Source organism: Paenarthrobacter histidinolovorans, assembly GCF_014647595.1.
GTDB lineage: Bacteria > Actinomycetota > Actinomycetes > Actinomycetales > Micrococcaceae > Arthrobacter > Arthrobacter histidinolovorans.
The window spans coordinates 153476-173779 of the sequence record NZ_BMPM01000003.1 but is presented as its reverse complement, the minus strand read 5'-3'; the positions used below and the strand labels follow the sequence as shown (position 1 = coordinate 173779).

Genomic DNA, 20304 nt, shown 5'->3' with positions numbered 1-20304 from the left:
AACGATTAAATGGGTCGGGCCCGGAGCAATTGCTCCGGGCCCGGCCCGTTTTCTGCATTGGATCAGAAGAGCGCCACCTTGGGTGACTTCGGGAAAATGTCGTCCAGCTCATCACGGTCATCCTGTGTTGGTACCCAGCAGACCGCTTCAGCATTCTCGCGGATCTGTTCCGGCCGGGTCGCACCGGCAATAACGCTGCTGACTCCGGGCTGGGCGGCGAGCCATGAGAAAGCCAACTGCAGCTCGCTGATGCCGCGCTCCTTGGCGAACTGGCTAAAACGGCCCAGCTGCTCCCAGTCGGCATCGTGCACCAGGTTGGTCCGGGTGTGGCTCAGCCTGGAGCCTTCCGGCGCCTTCCCGGCCGAGTACTTTCCCGTGAGCAATCCATTGGCGAGCGGGAAGTACGGCAACACCCCCAGGGAGAAAGCCCCTGCCGCCGGAAGGACCTCGAGTTCAGCGCGGCGGTCCAGGAGGTTGTAGTGGTTTTGGGTGGAAACGAAACGGACGCCACCTGATTCGCGTCCCACATACTCTGCCTGTGCTATCTGCCAGCCGGCAAAGTTGGAATGGCCGATGTAGCGGACTTTTCCGCTTGAGACCAAATCATCCAAGGCAGCCAAGGTCTCTTCGATCGGGGTCCGGGCATCCGGTGTGTGGAACTGGTAAAGGTCGATCCAGTCAGTGTCCAGCCGCCTCAGGGACGCTTCCACAGCCTTCACGATGTACCGCCGTGAACCGCGGGCATCAAAGTCGTTGCCGTTAACCCCGCGCATGTCCATGCCGAACTTGGTGCCGATCACGACATCGTCCCGGTGACCCTTCAACGCTTTTCCAAGCATGGTTTCGCTGAGCCCCGGCTCGCGTCCGTAGACATCGGCGACGTCGAAGAACGTCACCCCGGCTTCAACGGCGGCGCGGACAACTGCGTCAGTGCCTTCCTGGGACTCCGTGGGCGTGTTGGCACGCCCCAGGTTGTTGCAGCCCAGCCCTACAGCTGAGACGGTCAGTCCGGAATGGCCAAGGCGTCGGTATTCAGTCATGAATTCACCCTATCCCGCCGTCACGGGAAGATAGTCACCCCGGGCAACAAAACCCTAGCCTCCTGCGGTGCCGTACGAGATTCCCGATTCCTCCATGGCATCCTCAAGCTGGGCGATGGCCACGGGCCCCATGCCGTGGAGCTTGGAGACCTGGCCCTCACCGTACTCGGCAAGCTGCTCCAGTGTTTCTATGCCCTGATGGGCCAGTGCCCGTTTGGCCGGCGCTGCCAGGCCTTTGGGCAAAGGCGTATGTCCGGGCCAATTGCTCTTGGACGACATGGGGATCCCTCCTTGTGCGATGAAGCCAGTGCTTTGGGTGCTACTTAGAGACTAAAGCCCATACCCTGCTTGGGCGAGTGCTTCACCTTGAACGCGGTGGGATCGCCATGGGGCGCTGCAGCCACCGTGAGCTTGGTGAAGTCCAGGTCTTCGCCGCGTACACAGATCTTGATGGCGTTGACCGCCTTGTTGACGTCCGGGCACAGGCAAAAGATGTTGAGGTGGCCGTTGCCGATTTCAGAGCGGTCCACAATCCCCAGGCCACGCCAGGCGAGTTCGCCGGTCAGGGCAGCTTTCGCCTTCCGTTCCAGGTGCCTGTCGCGTTCAGTGCCGTCCTTGGTCTTCAGCGCGATCTGCGCCACCACCCAGAACTGTTCGGATTCGGGAATCTCCGCGTAGCCGTCTTCCTCGCACTGGGCAGCGAAGGCGGTCATCAGCCCCTCAACGGCGGACTCGTCATCCACTCCGGTTTCGTTGGTCTTGCTCTGGTGGCCAACTACCCCGTGGTTAACCACGAACTGCTGGTCTTCGTCGTCGTACCAGGCTTCACGAAAGTGAAGGACACCCTCGTCATCTGTCTTGTACGTCCGGATAATCCCGGTCATGCGCGTCCTTTCCTGAACCACTCGGCGCTGGGACTGTTGGACCCTGGAACGTCGAACGGTGGTTGCATGGTGTCCACTGCTTCGAAAAGCGCTGCGCACTCGGCGCGCATGGAATCCACGGTTTCTTCCGGATAGCCCATGGCCACCCGGTGTTGCTCGAACTCATCCTCGTCATCCACAAACACCCCGTGCTTGGTGGAGCGGATGACGTCCAGATCCATGTCGATCATGTGGAACTCGGTCACACCGGCCTTGATGGGAGTCCAGGCGTGCGCCGTTGCCAGGTCCACATAAATGCGGAAGTCGCCCGGGTAGCTGTCGTCGTAGAACGTTGCCACGTACTCGCCTGTCCTGGGGACCAGCAGCACGGCATCGGAAGCGGTGTAGAACGCCGCCCCCGGCCGGGAACAGAACTCCCCCGCTCCCTGGAATATCCACCAGCCGTGAATGTCTTCACCAAGATAACGGCTGGGAACAACCCAGTGGGCGGTGCCGTCCCACTTCCTGTTCCGCGCCACCACAAGGTCTCCGGGCTGCAGGGCGCCCGGTCCGCGTTCCTCCCTCACAGAGTGGGCAAACTGCCGGTGGTCGGGTGCTCCTGACCAGGGAGTGGGCGTGCGAAGGGGACCTTGGTCCCCAAAACCTGGGCAACGACGTCGTGCGTTATCTTTTGCGCGGTCAGTCCAACGCGCTCCAGCACCTGGCCACGGGAGCCGTGCACCAGGAACTCCACCGGCAAACCGACCTCGTTCAGGGCAGTATCCACGCCGGCTGCACGCATCTCCTGACGGATACGGGAACCAACGCCTCCGGCGCGTACGCCGTCCTCGATGCAGATCACCAGGCGGTGCCGTGCTGCCAGGGCGATGATGGATTTCCGGACGGGCAAAACCCACCGCGGGTCCACCACTGTTGAACTGATGCCTTGGGCTCCCAAACGGTCGGCCACGTCCAAGGCCAACTCGGACATGGCACCAACGCTGACAATCAGGACGTCGTTCTCAACGGACCCCACAGGCCTGCGCGCAAGAATATCCACGCCGTCGTGGAGGCGTTCGATGGCTTCAATTTCGGAACCTACACTGCCCTTGGAGAAGCGCACAACGGTGGGAGCGTCGTTGATGCCCACAGCTTCCCGCAGCTCCTCGCGGAGCCGGGTGGCATCGCGAGGGGCCGCCAGATGCAGGCCGGGCACGATCTGGACCATGGCCATGTCCCACATGCCGTGGTGGCTGGGGCCATCCGGCCCGGTCACACCGGCGCGGTCCAGGACGATGGTGACGCCGGCCTTGTGCAAGGCAACGTCCATGAGGAGTTGGTCGAAGGCCCGGTTCAGGAAGGTGGCGTAGACGGCAACCACAGGGTGCAGGCCGCCGAAAGCCATTCCCGCCGCGGAGGTCAGGGCATGCTGCTCGGCAATGCCGACGTCGATGACGCGTTCCGGGTGGCGCTCTGCGAACTTATGCAGCCCCACCGGGATCAGCATGGCGCCGGTGATGCCGACGATGTCCTCGCGCTCGTCAGCAATGTCCGCGATCTCCTCGGCGAACACTGACGTCCAGGACCTGGCGCCGGGAATTTCAGTGGACTCCCCTGTTTCGGGGTCGATGATACCCACGGCATGGAACTGGTCTGCTTCGTTGGCGAGGGCGGGCGCATACCCGTGGCCCTTCTCGGTCATGGCATGGACAATCACCGGCCCGCCGTAGGCTTTGGCGGTGTTGAGCGCATGTTCCATGGCCTGGAGGTTATGTCCGTCCACGGGGCCGATGTACTTCATCCCCAGATCCTCGAACATACCCTGCGGGGCCCACCAGTCCTTGATGCCCTTCTTCATGGCGTGCAGGCTCTTGTACGTGAACTGGCCGGCGGGGCCGCCGTTCTGCAGCTTCTTCTTCCACCAGTCGAGCATGCGCTCGTACGCCGGGGCGGTGCGGAGCGAGTCGATGGTGGGACGCAGCGAGGCAAGATAGTCGGCGAAACCGCCGACGGTGGGGGCATAGGAACGCCCGTTGTCGTTAACCACGATCACCACGCGGCGCCGCTTGTCAGCGGCAATATTGTTGATGGCCTCCCACGTCATGCCGCCTGTCAGCGCGCCATCGCCAACAACCGCGACGACGAACCGGTCGCCCTCGCCGGTCAACTGCCGGGCGCGGGAGATCCCGTCTGCCCAGGACAACGACGAGGAAGCGTGGGAGCTTTCCACGATGTCGTGTTCGGACTCGGCACGATCCGGGTAACCGGAGAGACCACCCTGTTGCCGGAGTGTACTGAAGTCCTGACGGCCCGTCAGGAGTTTATGGACGTAGGACTGGTGGCCGGTGTCGAAGACGATGCTGTCGCGCGGGGAATCGAACATCCGGTGGACTGCAAGGGTGAGTTCAACCACACCCAGGTTCGGACCCAGATGGCCGCCTGTCGCGGCGACGTTGGTGATCAGGAACGTCCTGATTTCGCCAGCCAATTCTTCCAGCTCTTTGCCGGACAGTTTGGCCAGGTCCTGTGGATCCTTGACGGTTTCCAAAAGTCCCAACGGCCCTCCTTAGGGTGAATGACGTGCTCGTTAACTTTAGCGCGTGCCCGGTGCCGCGCGTTTCCCCGGCCGCGGCTTCGGCGGGGCGGGTAATCTCCCGGACGCCAGCAGCCCCGGCCGGTCAAACGACCAGCCGGGGCTGCATGGCACTGTCATCGGCTGAAACCAGCCGCGTGACCTACGCGGAGATCTGACGCAGAACGTACTGCAGGATGCCACCGTTGCGGTAGTAGTCCGCTTCGCCCGGTGTATCGATACGCAGCACAGCATCGAAGGACTTGGACGTGCCGTCCTCAGCCGTTGCCGTGACCTTGAGCGTCTTGGGCGTGGTGCCGTTGTTCAGCTCGGTGACGCCTTCAACTGCAAAGGTTTCCGTACCGGTCAGGCCCAGCGTTGCGGCGGACTCGCCGGCCGGGAACTGGAGCGGAAGGACGCCCATGCCGATCAGGTTGGAGCGGTGGATACGCTCGTAGCTCTCGGCGATGACTGCCTTGACGCCCAGGAGCGCGGTGCCCTTGGCTGCCCAGTCACGGGACGAACCGGAACCGTATTCCTTGCCTGCCAGGACAACCAGCGGCGTTCCCGCAGCCTGGTAGTTCTGGGCGGCGTCGTAGACGTACGCCTGCGGTGCACCTTCCTGGCTGAAGTCGCGGGTGAAGCCACCTTCGACGCCGTCCAGGAGCTGGTTCTTGATGCGGATGTTGGCGAAGGTACCGCGGATCATGACTTCGTGGTTGCCACGGCGTGAACCGTAGGAGTTGAAGTCCTTGCGCTCCACGCCGTTGGCCAGGAGGTACTGGCCCGCGGGGGTGTCCGACTTGAAGGAGCCGGCCGGGGAGATGTGGTCCGTGGTGACGGAATCGCCAAGCTTCAGGAGTACGCGGGCACCCGAGATGTCGTTGACGGGATCCGGCTGCGCCTTCATGCCCTCGAAGTACGGGGGCTTCCGCACGTAGGTGGAGTCCTCGGCCCAGGCGAAGGTGTCGCCAGCAGGCGTGTCGAGCGCCTTCCAGCGGTCGTCGCCGTCGAAGACGCCTTCGTAACCCTTGGCGAACATGGCCTCGTCGATGGAGGAGTCGATGACTTCCTGCACCTCGGTGGGGTTCGGCCAGATGTCCTTCAGGAAGACTTCATTGCCTTCGGAGTCGGTGCCCAGGGCATCGGTGTCGAAGTCGAAGTCCATGGAACCGGCCAGTGCGTAAGCGATGACCAGCGGCGGCGAAGCCAGGTAGTTCATCTTGACGTCCGGGTTGATGCGGCCTTCGAAGTTGCGGTTGCCCGAGAGGACTGCCGTGACGGAGAGGTCGTTGGCCTGGATGGCTTCGGAGATTTCCGGCTCAAGCGGGCCGGAGTTGCCGATGCACGTGGCGCAACCGTAGCCCACGATGTAGAAGCCGAGCTTCTCGAGGTACGGGGTCAGGCCGGACTTTTCGTAGTAGTCCGTGACCACCTTGGAGCCGGGGGCGACAGACGTCTTGACCCACGGCTTGGAGGTGAGGCCCTTGTCAACGGCGTTGCGTGCCAGGAGGGCGGCAGCCAGCATGACGGAGGGGTTGGACGTGTTGGTGCAGGACGTGATCGAGGCGATCGACACTGCGCCGTGGTCCAGTTCGAACTCGCGTCCGTCGGCCGTCTTCACGTGAACCGGCGACGACGGACGGCCGTTCGCACCGTTGGCGGCGGACGCAACGCGTGCCGTCTCCGTGGTGTGCGAGTCGGCGTGCGTGAACGACGGCGAATCGGAAGCGGGGAAGGACTCGTCCAAGGCTTCGTCCACGCTGCCGTCTTCAATGGAGACGTAGTTGTGGATGTCCTTGCGGAACTGCTCCTTGGCGTCCGTGAGCTCGATGCGGTCCTGGGGACGCTTCGGGCCGGAGATGGACGGGACAACCGTGGAGAGGTCCAGCTCGAGGAACTCGGAGAAACGCAGTTCGCGGGAAGGATCGTGCCAGAGACCCTGCTCCTTGGTGTACGCCTCCACAAGGGCTACGTTCTCTTCGGAGCGGCCGGTCAGGCGCAGGTAGTCCAAGGTGACGTCGTCGATCGGGAACATGGCGGCCGTGGAACCGAATTCCGGGCTCATGTTGCCGATGGTGGCGCGGTTTGCCAGCGGCACAGCCGCAACGCCTTCGCCGTAGAACTCGACGAACTTGCCCACAACACCGTGCTTGCGCAGCATTTCGGTGATGGTCAGGACGACGTCCGTAGCGGTTGCGCCGGCCGGAATGCTGCCGTTGAGCTTGAAGCCGACGACGCGCGGAATAAGCATGGAGACGGGCTGGCCGAGCATTGCTGCCTCGGCTTCAATGCCGCCGACGCCCCAACCCAGGATGCCAAGGCCGTTGACCATGGTGGTGTGGGAGTCAGTGCCCACGCAGGTGTCGGGGTAGGCGCGGAGAACGCCGTCGACCTCGCGGGTCATGACGGTGCGTGCCAGGTATTCGATGTTGACCTGGTGGACAATACCGGTTCCCGGGGGAACGACCTTGAAGTCGTCGAACGCGGTCTGGCCCCAGCGAAGGAACTGGTAGCGCTCACCATTGCGCTGGTATTCGATTTCCATGTTGCGTTCCAGCGCGCCGGCGTTGCCGAAAGCGTCGATCTGGACGGAGTGGTCGATGACCATTTCCGCAGGCGCCAACGGGTTGACGCGCTTGGGGTCGCCGCCAAGTTCCTTGACGGCTTCACGCATGGTGGCCAGGTCAACAACGCAGGGAACGCCAGTGAAGTCCTGCATGATGACACGTGCCGGGGTGAACTGGATTTCCGTGTCGGGCTCCGCGTTGGGATCCCAACCGGCCAGGGCGCGGACATGGTCAGCCGTTATATTGGCGCCATCCTCAGTCCGCAGGAGGTTTTCAAGCAATACCTTAAGGCTGAACGGAAGGCTGTCTGCGCCCTCTACGGAGTTCAACCGGAAAATTTCATAGTCGGTGCCGGCTACATTCAGTACGCCTTTGGAACCGAAGCTGTCCACAGTGCTCATGGCAGGACTCCTCTCGCAACAGTTTCATCTTTGTCGCGTGGTTGGCCGCTAGCCAGTTAGGTGGACCTTACTTAGCCGGGCGGCATCTCTGTTGGTCACCCCACTCCGGGGGTGTTCATTCCTGCGGAGCGGGACTACTACGCCCATCGTAGTGGCATTGCCTCCGCCACGGGCAGCCATTGGCCAAAGCCGCCCCGCCCGCGGTGTCCCGCGGACCGGGGCCGGCCCTGCTAGGCGGCAGGAACGATCAGGCCGACCGTTTCAAGGTGGTGGGTATTGGGGTAAAGATCAAAAGCCCGCAACGACTCGAGCCGCCACCCACCCTGGTGGAAGTAACCCAGATCACGCGCAAAGGAAGCGGGATCGCAGGACACATAGGCGATTGCACGGGGGCCGGTGGCCATTAATTGCTTGACCACTGTTTTGCCGGCGCCGGCCCTCGGGGGATCCAACACCAAGGAGTCGAAGCTGCGGGACTGCTGGTGCAGGACCCGCTCCACCCGGCCCTGGACTATTTCCACCTGGGGCGCGCCGTGGAGGTTCTTCCGGGCGTCGCGGCTGGTGCCCGGGGAGCCTTCGACAGAGAGGACCGAGCCGGTAATCCCCACGGCGTCCGCCAGGGGGGCCGTAAACAGCCCGGCACCGGCATAGAGATCGGCGACTGCCGCGCCGGGCTCCAGATACCCGCCACGCGAAAGATAGTCGCTCACAGCTCCAACCAGGGTGTCCGGCGCGTCTTTATGGATCTGCCAGAAACCCTCTCCCGTCACCCGGTAGTCGTGGCCCGCAGCGCTCTCCTGCACCCAGGTCCTCCCCCGCAGTTGCTCAACCTCGCCTTTGCCGGGGTCGAAACCTGCCACGGAAACATCCCCTGGCAGTTGGGACACGATGCTGTGCAGCCGTTTGGGACTGGTACCTTCCTCCGGAGCCAGGAGAATCAACGGCCTGGAACCGTTGGCGGGCACGGCGACCTCTACGCGGGCGATGCCGGAAAGGTCAACATCCCACAGCCTGAGGTCGTTGATCCCCTGCAGTGCCAAAGGCATCTCCTTGACCGGAAGCACCACGTCCGACCGGTGTGCATGCATGCCCAAACGGCCTTTGGAGGTCACCGCGAAGCTGGCGCGCGTACGCCAGCCGAGTCCGTCGTCGTGGTTCCCGCCGACTGCCTCAACTTCGATGGCAAGATCCAGGCCGGCGAGCCGTTTCAGCTGCTCGGCCAGGACCTCCGATTTCAGGCTGCGCTGCCGCTTGAGTGAAATGTGCCCCAGTTCCGCGCCGCCGACGGGCGGGGCGCCACGGTTCCAGGACGCCAGGGAATCCGCGGCCCTCCAAAAGTGCGGAACGCGGTCGGGCGAGGCTTCCAGGACCTCCACGACGTCGGCACGCCAGAAGCGGGACGACTCGCCGGAGTCGGTCAATCGGACGCGGACCTTCTCACCGGGGATGGCATGCCGTACGAAGATAACGCGGCCCTCGTGCCGTGCGACGAAATGCCCGCCGTGGGCGATCGGACCGACGCTGACGACGAGTTCATCACCTTCCACTGCCTGGGTTCCGCTGGTGTCGTTGTGCCCTGTGCGGGGCGGATTGCTGTGGGAGGTCATTGGGTATCCTGCAGTGCCTTTGCTTCTTCGGACGACTTCAGCTGCCACGGAACGCTGGCAACCATGACTCCAGGTTCAAAGTGGAGCCTCGTCTTGATTCTGAGTGCTGTCTGGTTGTGGACCAGCTGTTCCCACCACTTGCCCACCACGTACTCCGGGATGTACACGACGATGAGGTCGCGGGGTGAGTCCCGGCGCATGGTCTTGATGTAGTCCATGATGGGCGTCACGGTTTCACGGTAAGGGCTGGCCAAAACAGTCAGGGGAACGGGAATTTCCAGCTTTTCCCAGTCCCTGACGGTGTGCTCTGTCTCTTCGGAGTTGATGTCCACGGTCACGGCGTCCAAACGTGAAGGCCTTGATGCACGGGCATAGGCCAACGCCCTCAGGACCGGTTTACGCACGTGCGAGACGAGAAGAACAGCATGGACCCGGGTGGGCAGTGCGCGGGGAGACGAGTCCTCGTCCACTGCGAGTTCCTTGGCCACGTTGTCGTAGTGTGCCCGGATGCTCCACATGATGAGGAACAGGATAAACATCGCGAGCAGGGCGATCCAGGCACCCTGTTCGAACTTTGTGATGAGGACGATCACCAGCACCAGCGCCGTCATCCCGAAACCCATCATGTTGATGGTGCGGGATTTGATGATGCGCCTGCGGACAACTTTGTCCTTCGCCAGCTTCAGCTCGCGGCCCCAGTGGCGGATCATGCCCAGCTGGCTTGCGGTGAAGGAGATGAAGACGCCCACGATGTAGAGCTGGATCAGCTTGGTCACATCGGCGTTGAACGCGAGGATCAGGACCAACGCTCCGGCGGCCAGGGCCAGGACACCGTTGCTGAACGCCAACCTGTCGCCCCTGGTGCGCAACTGGCGGGGAAGGTAGCCGTCCTGCGCAAGGATGGAGCCCAGAACGGGAAATCCGTTGAAGGCGGTGTTGGAGGCAAACACCAGGATGATGCCCGTGGCCGCAACCACGATGTAGAAGAGAATGGAGCCCGAGCCAAAGATCGTATCGGCGATCTGGCTGATGGCAGGGGTCTGGATGTAGTCCTCTGGAAGTGGCTTGCCATCGACCAGGAACTCCTTGGCCGGGTCCAGCACAATGTGGACTTTGGTGGCGTTGGCCAGGTACAGGATTCCCGCCAGCATGGACGCGGCAATGACGCCCAGGAGCAGCAGCGTCGTCGCGGCATTCTTGCTCTTGGGTTTCTTGAAGTTCGGGACACCGTTGCTGATGGCCTCGACGCCGGTGAGGGCCGCGGCCCCCGAGGAGAACGCCCGAAGCAGCAGGAAAGCACCGGCGAGTCCCACCAGACCCTCATCGAATCCGGGGGCGGGAACGATGGTGAAGTTCGCTGACGGGGCCTCCCCCAGCTGTCCGGTCGCCGCTTGGAAGAGGCCAACGGCGGTCATGCCCAGGATCGATGCCATGAAGATGTAGGTGGGAATGGCGAAGACGGTGCCGGCTTCCTTGATTCCCCGCAGGTTGACCAGCGCAAGGATTGTGACGCCTATGGTGGCGATCAACGCCTGCTGTCCGTGGAGCGAGGGGATGGCGGTAGTCAGGTACGTCGCAGCTGACGACATGGACACCGCAACAGTGAGCACGTAGTCAACCAGCAATGCCGACGCAACCGTGAGGCCCGCATACTTGCCGAGATTGACGTTCGCAATCTCGTAGTCGCCGCCACCTGATGGGTAGGCGTGGACGTTTTGGCGGTAGGAGGCCACCACTGTGAGCAACACCACCATGACGGCGAGGCCAACCAAGGGCGAGAACGCCACAGCGCTGACCCCGGCAAGGGCCAGCGTGAGCAGGATTTCATCCGGGGCGTACGCCACCGAGGACAGGGCGTCCGAGGCGAAGATCGGCAATGCGATGCGTTTGGGCAACAACGTGTGGGACAGGCGGTCGTTCCGGACAGGCCGGCCCACCAGCACCCGCTTCGCGGCATTCAAAATTGTCAGCACTCCGCAAAGCTACTCTGAATACCCTGCGATGTCATGACGACCAAGGCGTGCGTAGCCCGCCGGCGACGGTAAAGTCATACCGAGCGGCACGGACAACACACATTAGGAGACATGGTGGCTCACTTCGTGATCATGGGTTGCGGGCGTGTTGGCGCAACTCTGGCACACACATTGGAGGATGCGGGCCATTCCGTGGCCATCATCGATCAGGACGAGCGGGCCTTCCGCCGGTTGCGGAAGTCCTTTACCGGGCGCAAGGTCACCGGAGTGGGCTTTGACCGCGACACCCTCAAGCAGGCCGGCGTCGAGGAGGCCTACGCTTTCGCTGCCGTCTCCAGTGGCGACAACTCGAACATCCTGGCCACCCGCGTGGCCCGCGAGACGTTCCATGTTGCCCATGTGGTGGCCAGGATCTACGATCCGGGACGCGCCGAGATCTACCAGCGCTTGGGCATCCCCACCGTTGCTGCGGTGCGCTGGAGTGCCGACCAGGTCCTTCGCCGCATCCTGCCCGAACAACACCTGGCCGGCGATTACCGTGAACCATCAGGCCGTTTGGTCCTGGCTGAAGTGGACCTGCACCAGGATTGGATCGGCCACAGGCTCAGCTCCATCGAAGAGGCCGCCGGTATCCGCATCGCCTTCCTTACCCGCTTCGGCGAGGGCTTGCTTCCGCAAGCCACCACCGCCTACCAGGAAGGCGACACGGTCCACGCCATGCTGAGCCTGGACCGAACATCCGAGATCAGCCGGATCCTCGCCAAAGCACCCGCCAAGGAGTCTTAGTGAAAGTTGTCATTGTTGGCGCAGGCAGCGTCGGCTCGTCCATTGCACGCGAGCTCCTGGCCCACCATCACCAGATCCTGCTCATCGATCTCAAGCCCGAGGTCATTGGTCGCAGCGGACTTCGCGGTGCCCGCTGGCTGGTGGGCGACGCCTGTGAGCTGAGCACCCTGCAGGACGCCAAACTCGACGACGCCGACGTCGTGGTTTCCGCCACAGGCGACGACAAGGTCAACCTGGTGGTATCGCTCCTTGCCAAGACCGAGTTCGGCGTCGGACGCACCGTAGGACGCGTCAACAACCCGAAGAACGACTGGATGTTCAACGACTCCTGGGGTGTGGACGTGGCGGTGAACACTCCCCAGCTCATGACGGCCCTCGTTGAGGAAGCCGTGGAAATTGGCGACATCGTACGCCTGCTGACCCTGCAAACCGGCGTGGCATCCATCGTGGAATTCACTGTTCCGCACGACTCCCATGTGATCGGAAGCACCGTGGGTGCGATTGAATGGCCCGAAGATTCGACGCTTGTGGCCATCCTGCGTGACCAGGCCCCCATCACACCCACGCGGGACGACGTCCTCGATGGTGGTGACGAACTCTTCTTCGTCACCACCATCGCAGCGGAAGATGGACTGCGGGCCTTGTTGTCGAAGAATTCAGGCGCAGGCGAAGACTCAGGTGGACACGCCGCGGAAACGGATCAGGCAGCTGACGACGACGGCTTTGACGGCTGATCTCCGGGCTTGGTGACCAGCCAGGCCACCCACAGGCCCAGGATGTAGAGCGGGGCGCCCATCAGCAGGCGGGTGGTGGCAAGTGCTGTCAATCCGTCCTCGCCCATGAAGTACAGGGGAACCTGCACTACCAGGCGCAGGGCGAGCACGGCCACTACTATCCAGGTGCCGAGTTTGTAGGCCCGGAGCCGTTCCGGATCCTTCCGCCAATCCAGTCCCTCGTTGCGCACAAACCCGAAGAGCAGTCCGGCCACGGGCCACTTGAGCACAATGGAAAGCACCATGCCGGCGATGTAGGCGAGGTTGGTGAAGAAGCCAAGCACGTAGAAGTCCTCAGCCTTGCCGGTTGTGTTCGCCAACCAGGCGGAAATACCGACGCCGACCACGCCGGCCAACGCCTGCGTCAGGGGGCGCCGCTGGATCAAGCGGACGACGGTGAAGACTGCTGCCGTCGCCAAGGCGGCAACAAGCGACGGCGTCAGGTCCCGGGTGATGGTGAAAGTCACCAGGAAGACAAGCCCGGGAAGGATACTCTCCGCAATGCCCTGCACACCGCCGGCAGACTTCAACATGTCCACGTGGCCGGCACTGTTGCGGTGAAGGCCTGCTTTTTCGGCGTATCCGGCGGCGATGTCGGACATGCGCGGCCCATCCGTGGCGGACGCCGGTGCCTCCAGGCCGGGCCCCTCGCCGCGCCGGTCCTCGCCGCGCTGGTCCTCGCCGCGCTGGGGCGAAGACGGTCCGGTGTCCTTGGGATCTGATCCTTTGGCGACGGTCATAGGTGCTCCTGACGGGAAAGTATTTCGTAGCGCGGATTGAACATTGCCGGGAAACCATCCAGCTGCGTCACCATGCCGTTGAGGCGAAGTTCCACGCCGGCTTCGATTCCCGGTACACGTGTCCGGCCGAGCCAGATAACGCGCAAGCGATCATAGGGTTTCCTGGCTCCTCCGCTTGTCGCGGAGGGCTGGATTCCGGGCCTGAGGGCGTCCACCACCATGGCGGAGAAGAATGGCTGTTCGCTGGGCGGCTGGTGCGTCACCGACTCGATGATCCCCGTGCATACCGCCCTTCCCCGCTCGGGAAGATCTCGGATCCCCCGTTCCGCGGGAAGCTGGGACGCCACTCCACCGTGGCCCGGCGAGTCAGCCAATCTGGGTAATCTCCGGACCCCGCTCGGGCTGTTGAAGGCTTGGATCCGTTGGCGGCACCGTTCCCTGGGGAGCGGCTGCCGGACCGGGAACGGCAGCATCCTTGGGCAAGCGCAGCTGCAGCAATTCACGCGGCGGCATGGGATTGTCGCCACGGACCACTACTACGCGACGGAAAAGCTCCTCCAGACCGTCTGCCGCGTCACGTTCCAGGGCAGCCTGTCCACCGAGGACACCCCGCAGGAACCAGCGGGGCCCGTCCACGCCCATGAAGCGGGCTGCGCGGAATCCCTTGCTTCCGTCAGCAGCTTCGGCGGGCAGCTTGGCGACGAGCTCGGTACCGAACTCCCCTTGGATTTCCTCCGTTTCGCCGCCCTGGCTTGAGACGGACTGGGTGATCTGTTCCCGGATTTCGTCCCACAGCCCTTCTGAACGTGGCGCAGCAAAGGCCTGCAGCTGCAGGCTGGAGCCGGCCAGATCCAGCGTCACCGCCACCACGCGTTGTGTTGCCTCTTCGACCTCCAGACGGAGCTGGAGACCCTCGGCAGGCGCGATCAGCAGGGCACCAAGGTCAACGTATCCCTCACGGCTCTCGATTTCGTCCACGTCCAGGGGGCCTTTGCCCAGGCGGAAGTCACCGCGTGCCGGTGATTCACTGGTTTGGGGATCCTGCGCCTCGGCACCGGATTCCTCGACGGTGCCGGCGGTGTCGGACCGCTCGGCCTTGGACTTCTTGCCGCGCCCAAAAAGCATTGGGTTTTCTCCTTAGTAGTGGTCTGTCCCCAAGTAAACCGCAACCACGTTAATCCACGTTAACCGCGCAACAGCGTCAGAGGGTAGTCGGCGGCACGCGCCGCATGAGTGGCCGGCTCAGGCCTTCGGTGCGTTGAATCCGCCTGTTGAACCGAAGCCGCCTGTGCCGCGGACGGATTCGGACAGCTGGTCAACGGGAACGAACCGCGCATACTCCACGCGCTGGATCACCATCTGCGCAATTCTATCGCCGCGTTTGAGGCTGATGGGGCTGTTTTGGTCGGTGTTGAGCAGTGTCACGGCAATCTCGCCGCGGTATCCGGCGTCGACGGTTCCCGGAGCGTTCACCACAGTAAGTCCGTGCTTGGTGGCGAGCCCCGACCGCGGATGAATGAGGGCAACGAAGCCGTCCGGCAAGGCGATGGAGACTCCCGTCGGAACGAGCTTCCGTTCCCCTGGGGCAAGCTGTACGTCCTCGCGGGCCCGGAGATCGGCTCCGGCATCGCCGGGGTGGGCGTAGGACGGGGCCTCCAGGCCGGCGTCGAGCATTTTCAGCTGAACATCAAGGGTCGGGGCGCCGTACGCTGCGGTGGTCTCCGCCTCCGGGCCGGTGGCGTCTGTACGGAATACTGCGGTCTCGTTACTCACAGTGGTTCATTCTACTGTTATTGGCACTGACTGCCCCGGTCGCGGCCCCGCAAGGCCTGCGCGCGGGGGTGTCCGTTGACGGATAAGCTGGGTACATGCCTACGCCTGACCAGTCTTCCCCCGTGCCTGCCCGGAACACCCCGTCCACTTCCGGGGTCCTGTACACGGAGAAGCTGTGGCCGTCGCTGTGGATCTGGATTGTCGTTGTGGGCCTGTCAAGCGCCGGCCTGCTGATGTTCGGACCCATCAGCCCCACTGCCGGGGTTGTCGCAGCCCTCGCCCTGCTGGCCATCATGACCACCATGCTGGTCGTTTCCACTCCCACCATCACGGTCACCGCAGACACTGTGCGCGTGGGGCGTGCCAGCATCGACCGCGCGTTCGTGGGTTCGGTCGAGGCGTTCAAGAAGGCAGAAGCAACCGCCGAGCGCGGACCACGCCTGAACGGGTTGGCCTACATGTGCTTCCGGGGCTGGATCGATCCCGTGGTCAAGATCGAGATCACCGACCCGGCCGACCGCACCCCTTACTGGCTCGCCTCCTCCCGCCGGCCCGACGAGCTCGTCGCCGCCCTCAGCACACCCCGCGCCTAAGCCCTGCCTGCGGGACCATGCGTCCGCCTAGCTTTCACATTCCGTGCAGTACAGGTGACCGCCCCGTTCGGCAGCGATCTGGGACCTGTGCTTGACCAGGAAACAGTTGAAACACGTGAACTCGTCAGCTTGCGCCGGCATGACCTGAATCAGGAGCTCTTCTCCGGACAGGTCGGCTCCCGGGAGTTCGAACCCATCGGCAAGATCGGTCTCATCGACGTCCACCGCTGAGGACTGTTTCCCCGATTGGCGCGTCTTGAGTTCCTCAAGGGAATCCTCGCTGACGTCTTCCTCGGTCTTTCGAGGAGCATCGTAATCCGTGGCCATGGTCTTTCTTCGTCCTCCATACCTGCTCTGGGTGGGATCCGGGACGACTTACTGTCTGCCGCCGGTGTATGGGTGCAACGCCGGACGCACCGGATTTGTGCCCGATATCGGCCAGATTGTCCTCCGGCGTTCAACAAAAGTCCATAGCCCCCGGTTCAGCACAGCATGAGTTCGAATCGGGCCGGTTTCTGCGGAATATCACGGCACGCCCTCGCTCCTAGTAGGAAAAGCTCCCCGCTGATGGCAGAGTTTCGAATGTCAGTTATGCCATGTGGTGGAGGGTGTTATGCAGGATCTACGGCTGGTAGGCGTCCACGACGACGGCGGGCACCTGCTCTTAAGCGGCCCGGGCGGTGCGATGTTCCAGCTGCCGATCGACGAAGCACTGAGGGCGGCAGCGAGCCGCACCCCGGCCCAAGTGGCTGCCCGCGCCTCCAACACGCCGATTGCCATGTCCCCCAGGGACATCCAGGCAAGGATCCGCAGCGGGGCAACAGCAGCTGAAGTCTCTGAGTTGTCAGGGCTCCCGCTTGCCAACGTCCAGCGCTACGAAGGTCCCGTCCTGGCCGAACGCGAGTACGTTGCCCGGCAAGCCCGTGCCATCGAGGTCGCGTCCCCCGCTCCAGGCCACGATGCCTACCGTTCGGCTTTCGGGGATGCCCCCGCCACCCTCGGTGAAATGGTGGACCACAGGCTGTCCGCCCACGGTATCGACTCATCGACGCTCGAATGGGACTCCTGGCGCCGCCCTGATGGTTCCTGGACAGTGGTTGCCAGGTTCGAGACCGCTCCCGGCTCGCATGCAAGCATTGGCGAAGAACCTCCTGCCATGTGGACGTTCAGTCCGCAACGCAAGTCACTGCAGAACGCAAACCGTTGGGCCCAGCAACTCAGCGAACTTGAGCCGCTGGATGGCCCGGTGCCTGCCCGACGGCTCGCGGCAGTCTCGGACCGCCCCTTCGATTTTGAAACGGATGCCGAAACGGCCGCCCGTGCCTCGGCGAAGGAATCGGACAGCCTCCTGGAAATGCTCCGCTCCCGCCGTGGCCAGCGACTGGGCGTGGACGAAGACGGCGACGACGCGTTGGCCGTCTTGCTGAGCAACGTCCCTGCGGCCCATCCCCGCCCCGGCGACGACGACACGGATGTCCCCGAAGAGGACGGCCTTTCCCACAGCGTGCCCACCGTTCCCGCCGCCGAGGAACCTGCACGCAAGGACGGACGGCCCTCCATGCTTTCCCGGCTGAGCCTTGCGCCCAGGCACGTCGAAGCAGATGACGATGACGACTCCCTGAAGCTTCACAACGGCGTCAGCACCGATACCCGCGAAATCACGGTGGTGGCAAGCCCGGTCCGTCCTGTCACGTCCCTGACGGGCCGTAAGCCGGCGGGGCTCGACGAGCTCCTGGGTGGCGGCCCGGGCAGCGAAACTCCGGCTCCTTCTGCCGGAGGCGCACAGGACCCGTCCACGGACGACACAGCGGCAGATGACGCCGGCGAACCCGGCGGCCAGCAGCCCGCCGAAGCCCCGGCGGAGCGCCAACCAGCACGCCCCAAGAGGTCCAGCATCCCCAGCTGGGATGAGATCGTTTTCGGAGCGCGCGGAGACTAACGCTGGGTGCCGGGTTGCCCGGCTCCGGGCCACAGGCACGCATCAATATCGAAGGGCAACGGCTGGGCGCCGCCGGCCATGAGGTTGGCGCCGTGGGCAGTTACCCTTCGCATGTAGTGACGCCGGCATAGAGTTTCGTAACCCACGACGCCGGCATCGGCCCGGTCTGCGGAGTCGGCGTCTCCGGCAGCGGGAGCGACATCCCCCACCATGACCTGTTCGCCCTCCACCACCATGATGCCGTTGAGGGTGCGCGCGTTCTGGGTCGCCCTGCGGCCGCACCAGCACAGTGCCTCGACCTGCAGGACCTGAACCTTGTCGGCCAACTCGATAAGACGCTGGGAGCCAGGGAAGAGCCTGGTGCGGAAGTCCGAGGTGATTCCAAAGGCAAAAACGTCAACGTCCATCTCGTCCACCAGCCGGGCCAGCTGTTCAACCTGGACCGGTGAGTAGAACTGGGCTTCGTCGCAGATGAGGTAATCCACGCGGAGTCCGCTGGTGCGGCGGATCACGACTTCGTCCCAGAAGTCCGTTTCGTCCCCCACCTCTACAGCATCGGTCTGGAGCCCCAGCCTGCTGGAAATCGTGGAATCACCTGCCCGGTCGTTGCAACTGAACCGGACTCCGCCGCGGCCCCGGGCACGGTGGTTGTGGTCCATCTGGAGGGCCAACGTCGATTTTCCGCAGTCCATGGTGCCGGAGAAAAAGACCAGCTCAGCCACGTTTGCCCTGCCTGCCGGCCGCCGGGAAGCAGAGAAGCGGCACTTCACGTTCGGCGCGGGTCAATGAGCCGTGCTGGCCCACCACTTCCAGCGACGCGGGCCGGGCACGGCGGGTGTCGTACAGGGCCAGGGTGTCCCTGGCCGCAATCATGATGTCACCAATACGCGGGGCTACCCCGGGAAGAACGTCGCCGAACAACCCGGCTGCTACTGCCTGGTCACGGGTGAAGGCCCAGATCCGTTCGCCGAAGCGCCGGCGCCAAGCGTCAATCAGCGAGTCGCGGTGAGCGTCTGTAGCGTCCGGTTCCAGGTAGAGGTGCACCATGCGCGGCTCTCCCGCTGTGTGCCGGACACCGGCCACCAAGGAGGCATCTGCGGCATAGTCGATCCTCTGGGATGCGGGGACGTCGAGCATGCCGTGGTCACCTGTCAACAGAATGGTGGTACCCGCAGGCAGTGTCGCGGAAAGCCGCTTGACTGTGGAATCAAGCTCTTCGAGCTGGTGCTCCCAGCGATCAGACTGGCAGCCGTAACGGTGACCGGCTTTGTCGAGTTCGTTGACGTAGAAGTACATCAAGGACCGGCCCCCGCCGGACATGGCCTCAGCCGCAGCAGCAGTCCGCGCGTGCAGGCTGGTCCCTCCAACGAACCGGCTCCCCCGGAGCGCAGCCTGCGTCATGGGCGAATTCCCAAACTGGGGCAGGCTGACCGTGACAACATCCAGCTCGGCGGCCACGCGTTCAAAGACCGTGGCGTGGGGTTGCCAGACTGCCGGATCCACCTGGGGGTCCCAGTTCCCAAGGAGGTTGACAACCTTGTCCTGCGCAGGGTCCAGGACGTCGTAGCCCACCATTCCGTGCTGCCCGGCTGACAGTCCGGTGCCAAGGCTGGCGAGTGAAGCGGCCGTGGTACTCGGAAACGCGGAATCTATCCACTGCGGGACGTTTCTCTGGCCTGCGGCCATCACCGAACGCAGAAACGGCGTGTGGGACGCCTTCTGCTTGAGCAGGCTCCTGCCAAGGCCATCGGCCAGCACGACACAGACACGCTGGCTGGCCGGCAGCTGGAGCTGGTTGCTGAAACCGGGGACCCCAAGGGCCGCCGCGGAACTCGTCAACACCTCAGCGATCGATTTGGTCCCGAACAGCGGAGGAGATGGAAGCTCAGCTGCCGTGGAGCCTGACGGCGCGGGGGTCTGTGCGGTGTCCCTCAACGCTGGTGTCCACGGCTCAGGCGGCTGCTGAAGACGCCCGAACGCGGCCTGGGGGCCGGCATGCTGGAGTGCTGGATCGGAGCGGGATTTCCCGTGTTGACTGCGCGCAGAGCCCTGGCGAAGAGCTTGGCGTCCTGAACGGCCTGCAGTCCATCAGCTTCTGCACTGATGCGCAGCACGATGTCCTCCTGGGCGATGGTTCCGCTGTAGCCGTGGTCAGCCTCGCACTGGGGATCCCCGCAGCTTGCCGGGCCCATGTCCAGCCGTTGTCCGCCGGACCATGCGATGGATACCGTCAGCTCCCGCACGGGATCGGATGGCTTGTAGTTCTGCGGCTGGGAGTACATGTAGCTGAGGACCACCGAACGGATCTGGGCAACAGGTACCGATTCCGTGGAAATCTGGGCAACGATCTGCTCGCCGGCCTCGTCCAATTGCTGGTCGTCCACATGAGTGATCACCAGCATGTCTTCCGTCAGTACCAGCACGGTGATGTGCCGGCGGACCTCCGCACGGTCGAAGTGGGTCTCGAGGTGAACCAAGTGGGACAGGCATTCCCGGCCGTCGAGGGCATCATCAACGACGTCGGCCACCAACCGCGGGTAGAAACCGGCCTGCTGCAGGGCCTGCTCCAGACTTTGTCCTTGGGAACTGTGGTGGTGTCCTGTGTGGTTCCCCGTTGAGGACGGGCGGGATTGAGGCGTCGGAGACTGGGTGCTCATTCCCCCATTTTCACAGA

General features: G+C 63.7%; 20 protein-coding genes. 4 read left to right on the top strand and 16 right to left on the bottom strand.

Features of this window, described 5'->3' with window-relative positions; translation table 11 throughout:
• Positions 1 to 62: 62 nt before the first annotated feature.
• The 8 genes from IEY62_RS08825 to IEY62_RS08790 all read right to left on the bottom strand — a co-directional run bounded on the left by IEY62_RS08825 (position 63) and on the right by IEY62_RS08790 (position 11026).
• Entirely contained in the window at positions 63 to 1040 is a 978-nt protein-coding gene (locus IEY62_RS08825; RefSeq protein ID WP_189016208.1) for an aldo/keto reductase, read from the bottom strand.
• A gap of 54 nt (positions 1041 to 1094) precedes the next feature.
• Entirely contained in the window at positions 1095 to 1319 is a 225-nt protein-coding gene (locus IEY62_RS08820; protein ID WP_189016205.1) for a helix-hairpin-helix domain-containing protein, read from the bottom strand.
• A gap of 44 nt (positions 1320 to 1363) precedes the next feature.
• The gene (locus IEY62_RS08815) at positions 1364 to 1924 is read right to left on the bottom strand and encodes a hypothetical protein (RefSeq protein WP_189016202.1); all 561 of its coding nucleotides are present in this window, start codon (positions 1922 to 1924) and stop codon (positions 1364 to 1366) included.
• Complete coding sequence (locus tag IEY62_RS08810) at positions 1921 to 2490, bottom strand: DUF402 domain-containing protein (protein ID WP_189016199.1); 570 nt, start codon at positions 2488 to 2490, stop codon at positions 1921 to 1923. Before IEY62_RS08810 ends, IEY62_RS08815 begins: the two co-directional genes overlap by 4 nt.
• Positions 2487 to 4460: a 1-deoxy-D-xylulose-5-phosphate synthase gene (gene dxs, locus IEY62_RS08805; RefSeq protein WP_189016197.1), complete on the bottom strand. Its 1974-nt coding sequence runs from the start codon at positions 4458 to 4460 to the stop codon at positions 2487 to 2489. The genes IEY62_RS08810 and dxs overlap by 4 nt, the downstream gene beginning before the upstream one ends.
• Positions 4461 to 4638: 178 nt before the next feature.
• Entirely contained in the window at positions 4639 to 7446 is a 2808-nt protein-coding gene (locus IEY62_RS08800; protein ID WP_189016194.1) for an aconitate hydratase, read from the bottom strand.
• 230 nt (positions 7447 to 7676) lie between these two features.
• The gene (locus IEY62_RS08795; protein WP_189016191.1) at positions 7677 to 9053 is read right to left on the bottom strand and encodes a class I SAM-dependent RNA methyltransferase; all 1377 of its coding nucleotides are present in this window, start codon (positions 9051 to 9053) and stop codon (positions 7677 to 7679) included.
• Positions 9050 to 11026 (bottom strand): APC family permease, encoded by a 1977-nt coding sequence (locus IEY62_RS08790; protein WP_035733924.1) that lies wholly within the window; start codon positions 11024 to 11026, stop codon positions 9050 to 9052. The genes IEY62_RS08795 and IEY62_RS08790 overlap by 4 nt, the downstream gene beginning before the upstream one ends.
• Before the next feature lie 114 nt (positions 11027 to 11140).
• Here IEY62_RS08790 and IEY62_RS08785 point away from each other — a divergent pair, with 114 nt between their 5' ends.
• Both IEY62_RS08785 and IEY62_RS08780 read left to right on the top strand, forming a co-directional pair.
• Positions 11141 to 11812 carry a potassium channel family protein gene (locus IEY62_RS08785; RefSeq protein ID WP_189017231.1) on the top strand — a complete coding sequence of 224 codons (672 nt, stop codon included), beginning with the start codon at positions 11141 to 11143 and terminating at the stop codon, positions 11810 to 11812.
• Entirely contained in the window at positions 11812 to 12546 is a 735-nt protein-coding gene (locus IEY62_RS08780) for a potassium channel family protein (RefSeq protein ID WP_189016188.1), read from the top strand. The genes IEY62_RS08785 and IEY62_RS08780 overlap by 1 nt, the downstream gene beginning before the upstream one ends.
• Here IEY62_RS08780 and IEY62_RS08775 read toward each other — a convergent pair.
• From IEY62_RS08775 to dut, 4 genes are all read right to left on the bottom strand, one after another.
• The gene (locus IEY62_RS08775; protein WP_407671496.1) at positions 12513 to 13187 is read right to left on the bottom strand and encodes a DUF3159 domain-containing protein; all 675 of its coding nucleotides are present in this window, start codon (positions 13185 to 13187) and stop codon (positions 12513 to 12515) included. The two genes, IEY62_RS08780 and IEY62_RS08775, sit on opposite strands and share 34 nt — an antisense overlap.
• A gap of 134 nt (positions 13188 to 13321) precedes the next feature.
• A complete protein-coding gene (locus IEY62_RS08770; protein WP_189016182.1) occupies positions 13322 to 13699 on the bottom strand; it encodes a hypothetical protein in 378 nt (125 codons plus the stop codon).
• Positions 13692 to 14450, bottom strand: a complete 759-nt coding sequence (locus IEY62_RS08765; RefSeq protein WP_189016179.1) for a DUF3710 domain-containing protein — start codon at positions 14448 to 14450, stop codon at positions 13692 to 13694. The genes IEY62_RS08770 and IEY62_RS08765 overlap by 8 nt, the downstream gene beginning before the upstream one ends.
• A gap of 117 nt (positions 14451 to 14567) precedes the next feature.
• On the bottom strand, positions 14568 to 15098 hold the full coding sequence (dut, locus tag IEY62_RS08760) for a dUTP diphosphatase (protein WP_189016175.1): 531 nt from the start codon (positions 15096 to 15098) through the stop codon (positions 14568 to 14570).
• 95 nt (positions 15099 to 15193) lie between these two features.
• Between dut and IEY62_RS08755 the strand changes: the two genes are divergently transcribed.
• On the top strand, positions 15194 to 15691 hold the full coding sequence (locus IEY62_RS08755; RefSeq protein WP_189016172.1) for a DUF3093 domain-containing protein: 498 nt from the start codon (positions 15194 to 15196) through the stop codon (positions 15689 to 15691).
• Between the two features lie 27 nt (positions 15692 to 15718).
• Here IEY62_RS08755 and IEY62_RS08750 read toward each other — a convergent pair whose 3' ends face one another.
• The gene (locus IEY62_RS08750; protein ID WP_189016169.1) at positions 15719 to 16018 is read right to left on the bottom strand and encodes a DUF4193 domain-containing protein; all 300 of its coding nucleotides are present in this window, start codon (positions 16016 to 16018) and stop codon (positions 15719 to 15721) included.
• 286 nt (positions 16019 to 16304) lie between these two features.
• Between IEY62_RS08750 and sepH the strand changes: the two genes are divergently transcribed.
• Positions 16305 to 17630, top strand: coding sequence for a septation protein SepH (gene sepH / locus IEY62_RS08745; RefSeq protein ID WP_189016167.1), 1326 nt, complete (start codon positions 16305 to 16307; stop codon positions 17628 to 17630).
• Here the strand turns inward: sepH and IEY62_RS08740 are convergent.
• Genes IEY62_RS08740 through IEY62_RS08730 form a run of 3 tightly spaced genes read right to left on the bottom strand, consistent with a single transcriptional unit; the run spans position 17627 to position 20287 of the window.
• The gene (locus tag IEY62_RS08740) at positions 17627 to 18352 is read right to left on the bottom strand and encodes a thymidine kinase (protein WP_189016164.1); all 726 of its coding nucleotides are present in this window, start codon (positions 18350 to 18352) and stop codon (positions 17627 to 17629) included. The two genes, sepH and IEY62_RS08740, sit on opposite strands and share 4 nt — an antisense overlap.
• Positions 18345 to 19565 carry an alkaline phosphatase family protein gene (locus IEY62_RS08735; protein WP_189016161.1) on the bottom strand — a complete coding sequence of 407 codons (1221 nt, stop codon included), beginning with the start codon at positions 19563 to 19565 and terminating at the stop codon, positions 18345 to 18347. The genes IEY62_RS08740 and IEY62_RS08735 overlap by 8 nt, the downstream gene beginning before the upstream one ends.
• Positions 19562 to 20287, bottom strand: a complete 726-nt coding sequence (locus IEY62_RS08730) for a DUF5998 family protein (RefSeq protein ID WP_189016158.1) — start codon at positions 20285 to 20287, stop codon at positions 19562 to 19564. Before IEY62_RS08730 ends, IEY62_RS08735 begins: the two co-directional genes overlap by 4 nt.
• Between the last annotated feature and the right edge of the window lie 17 nt (positions 20288 to 20304).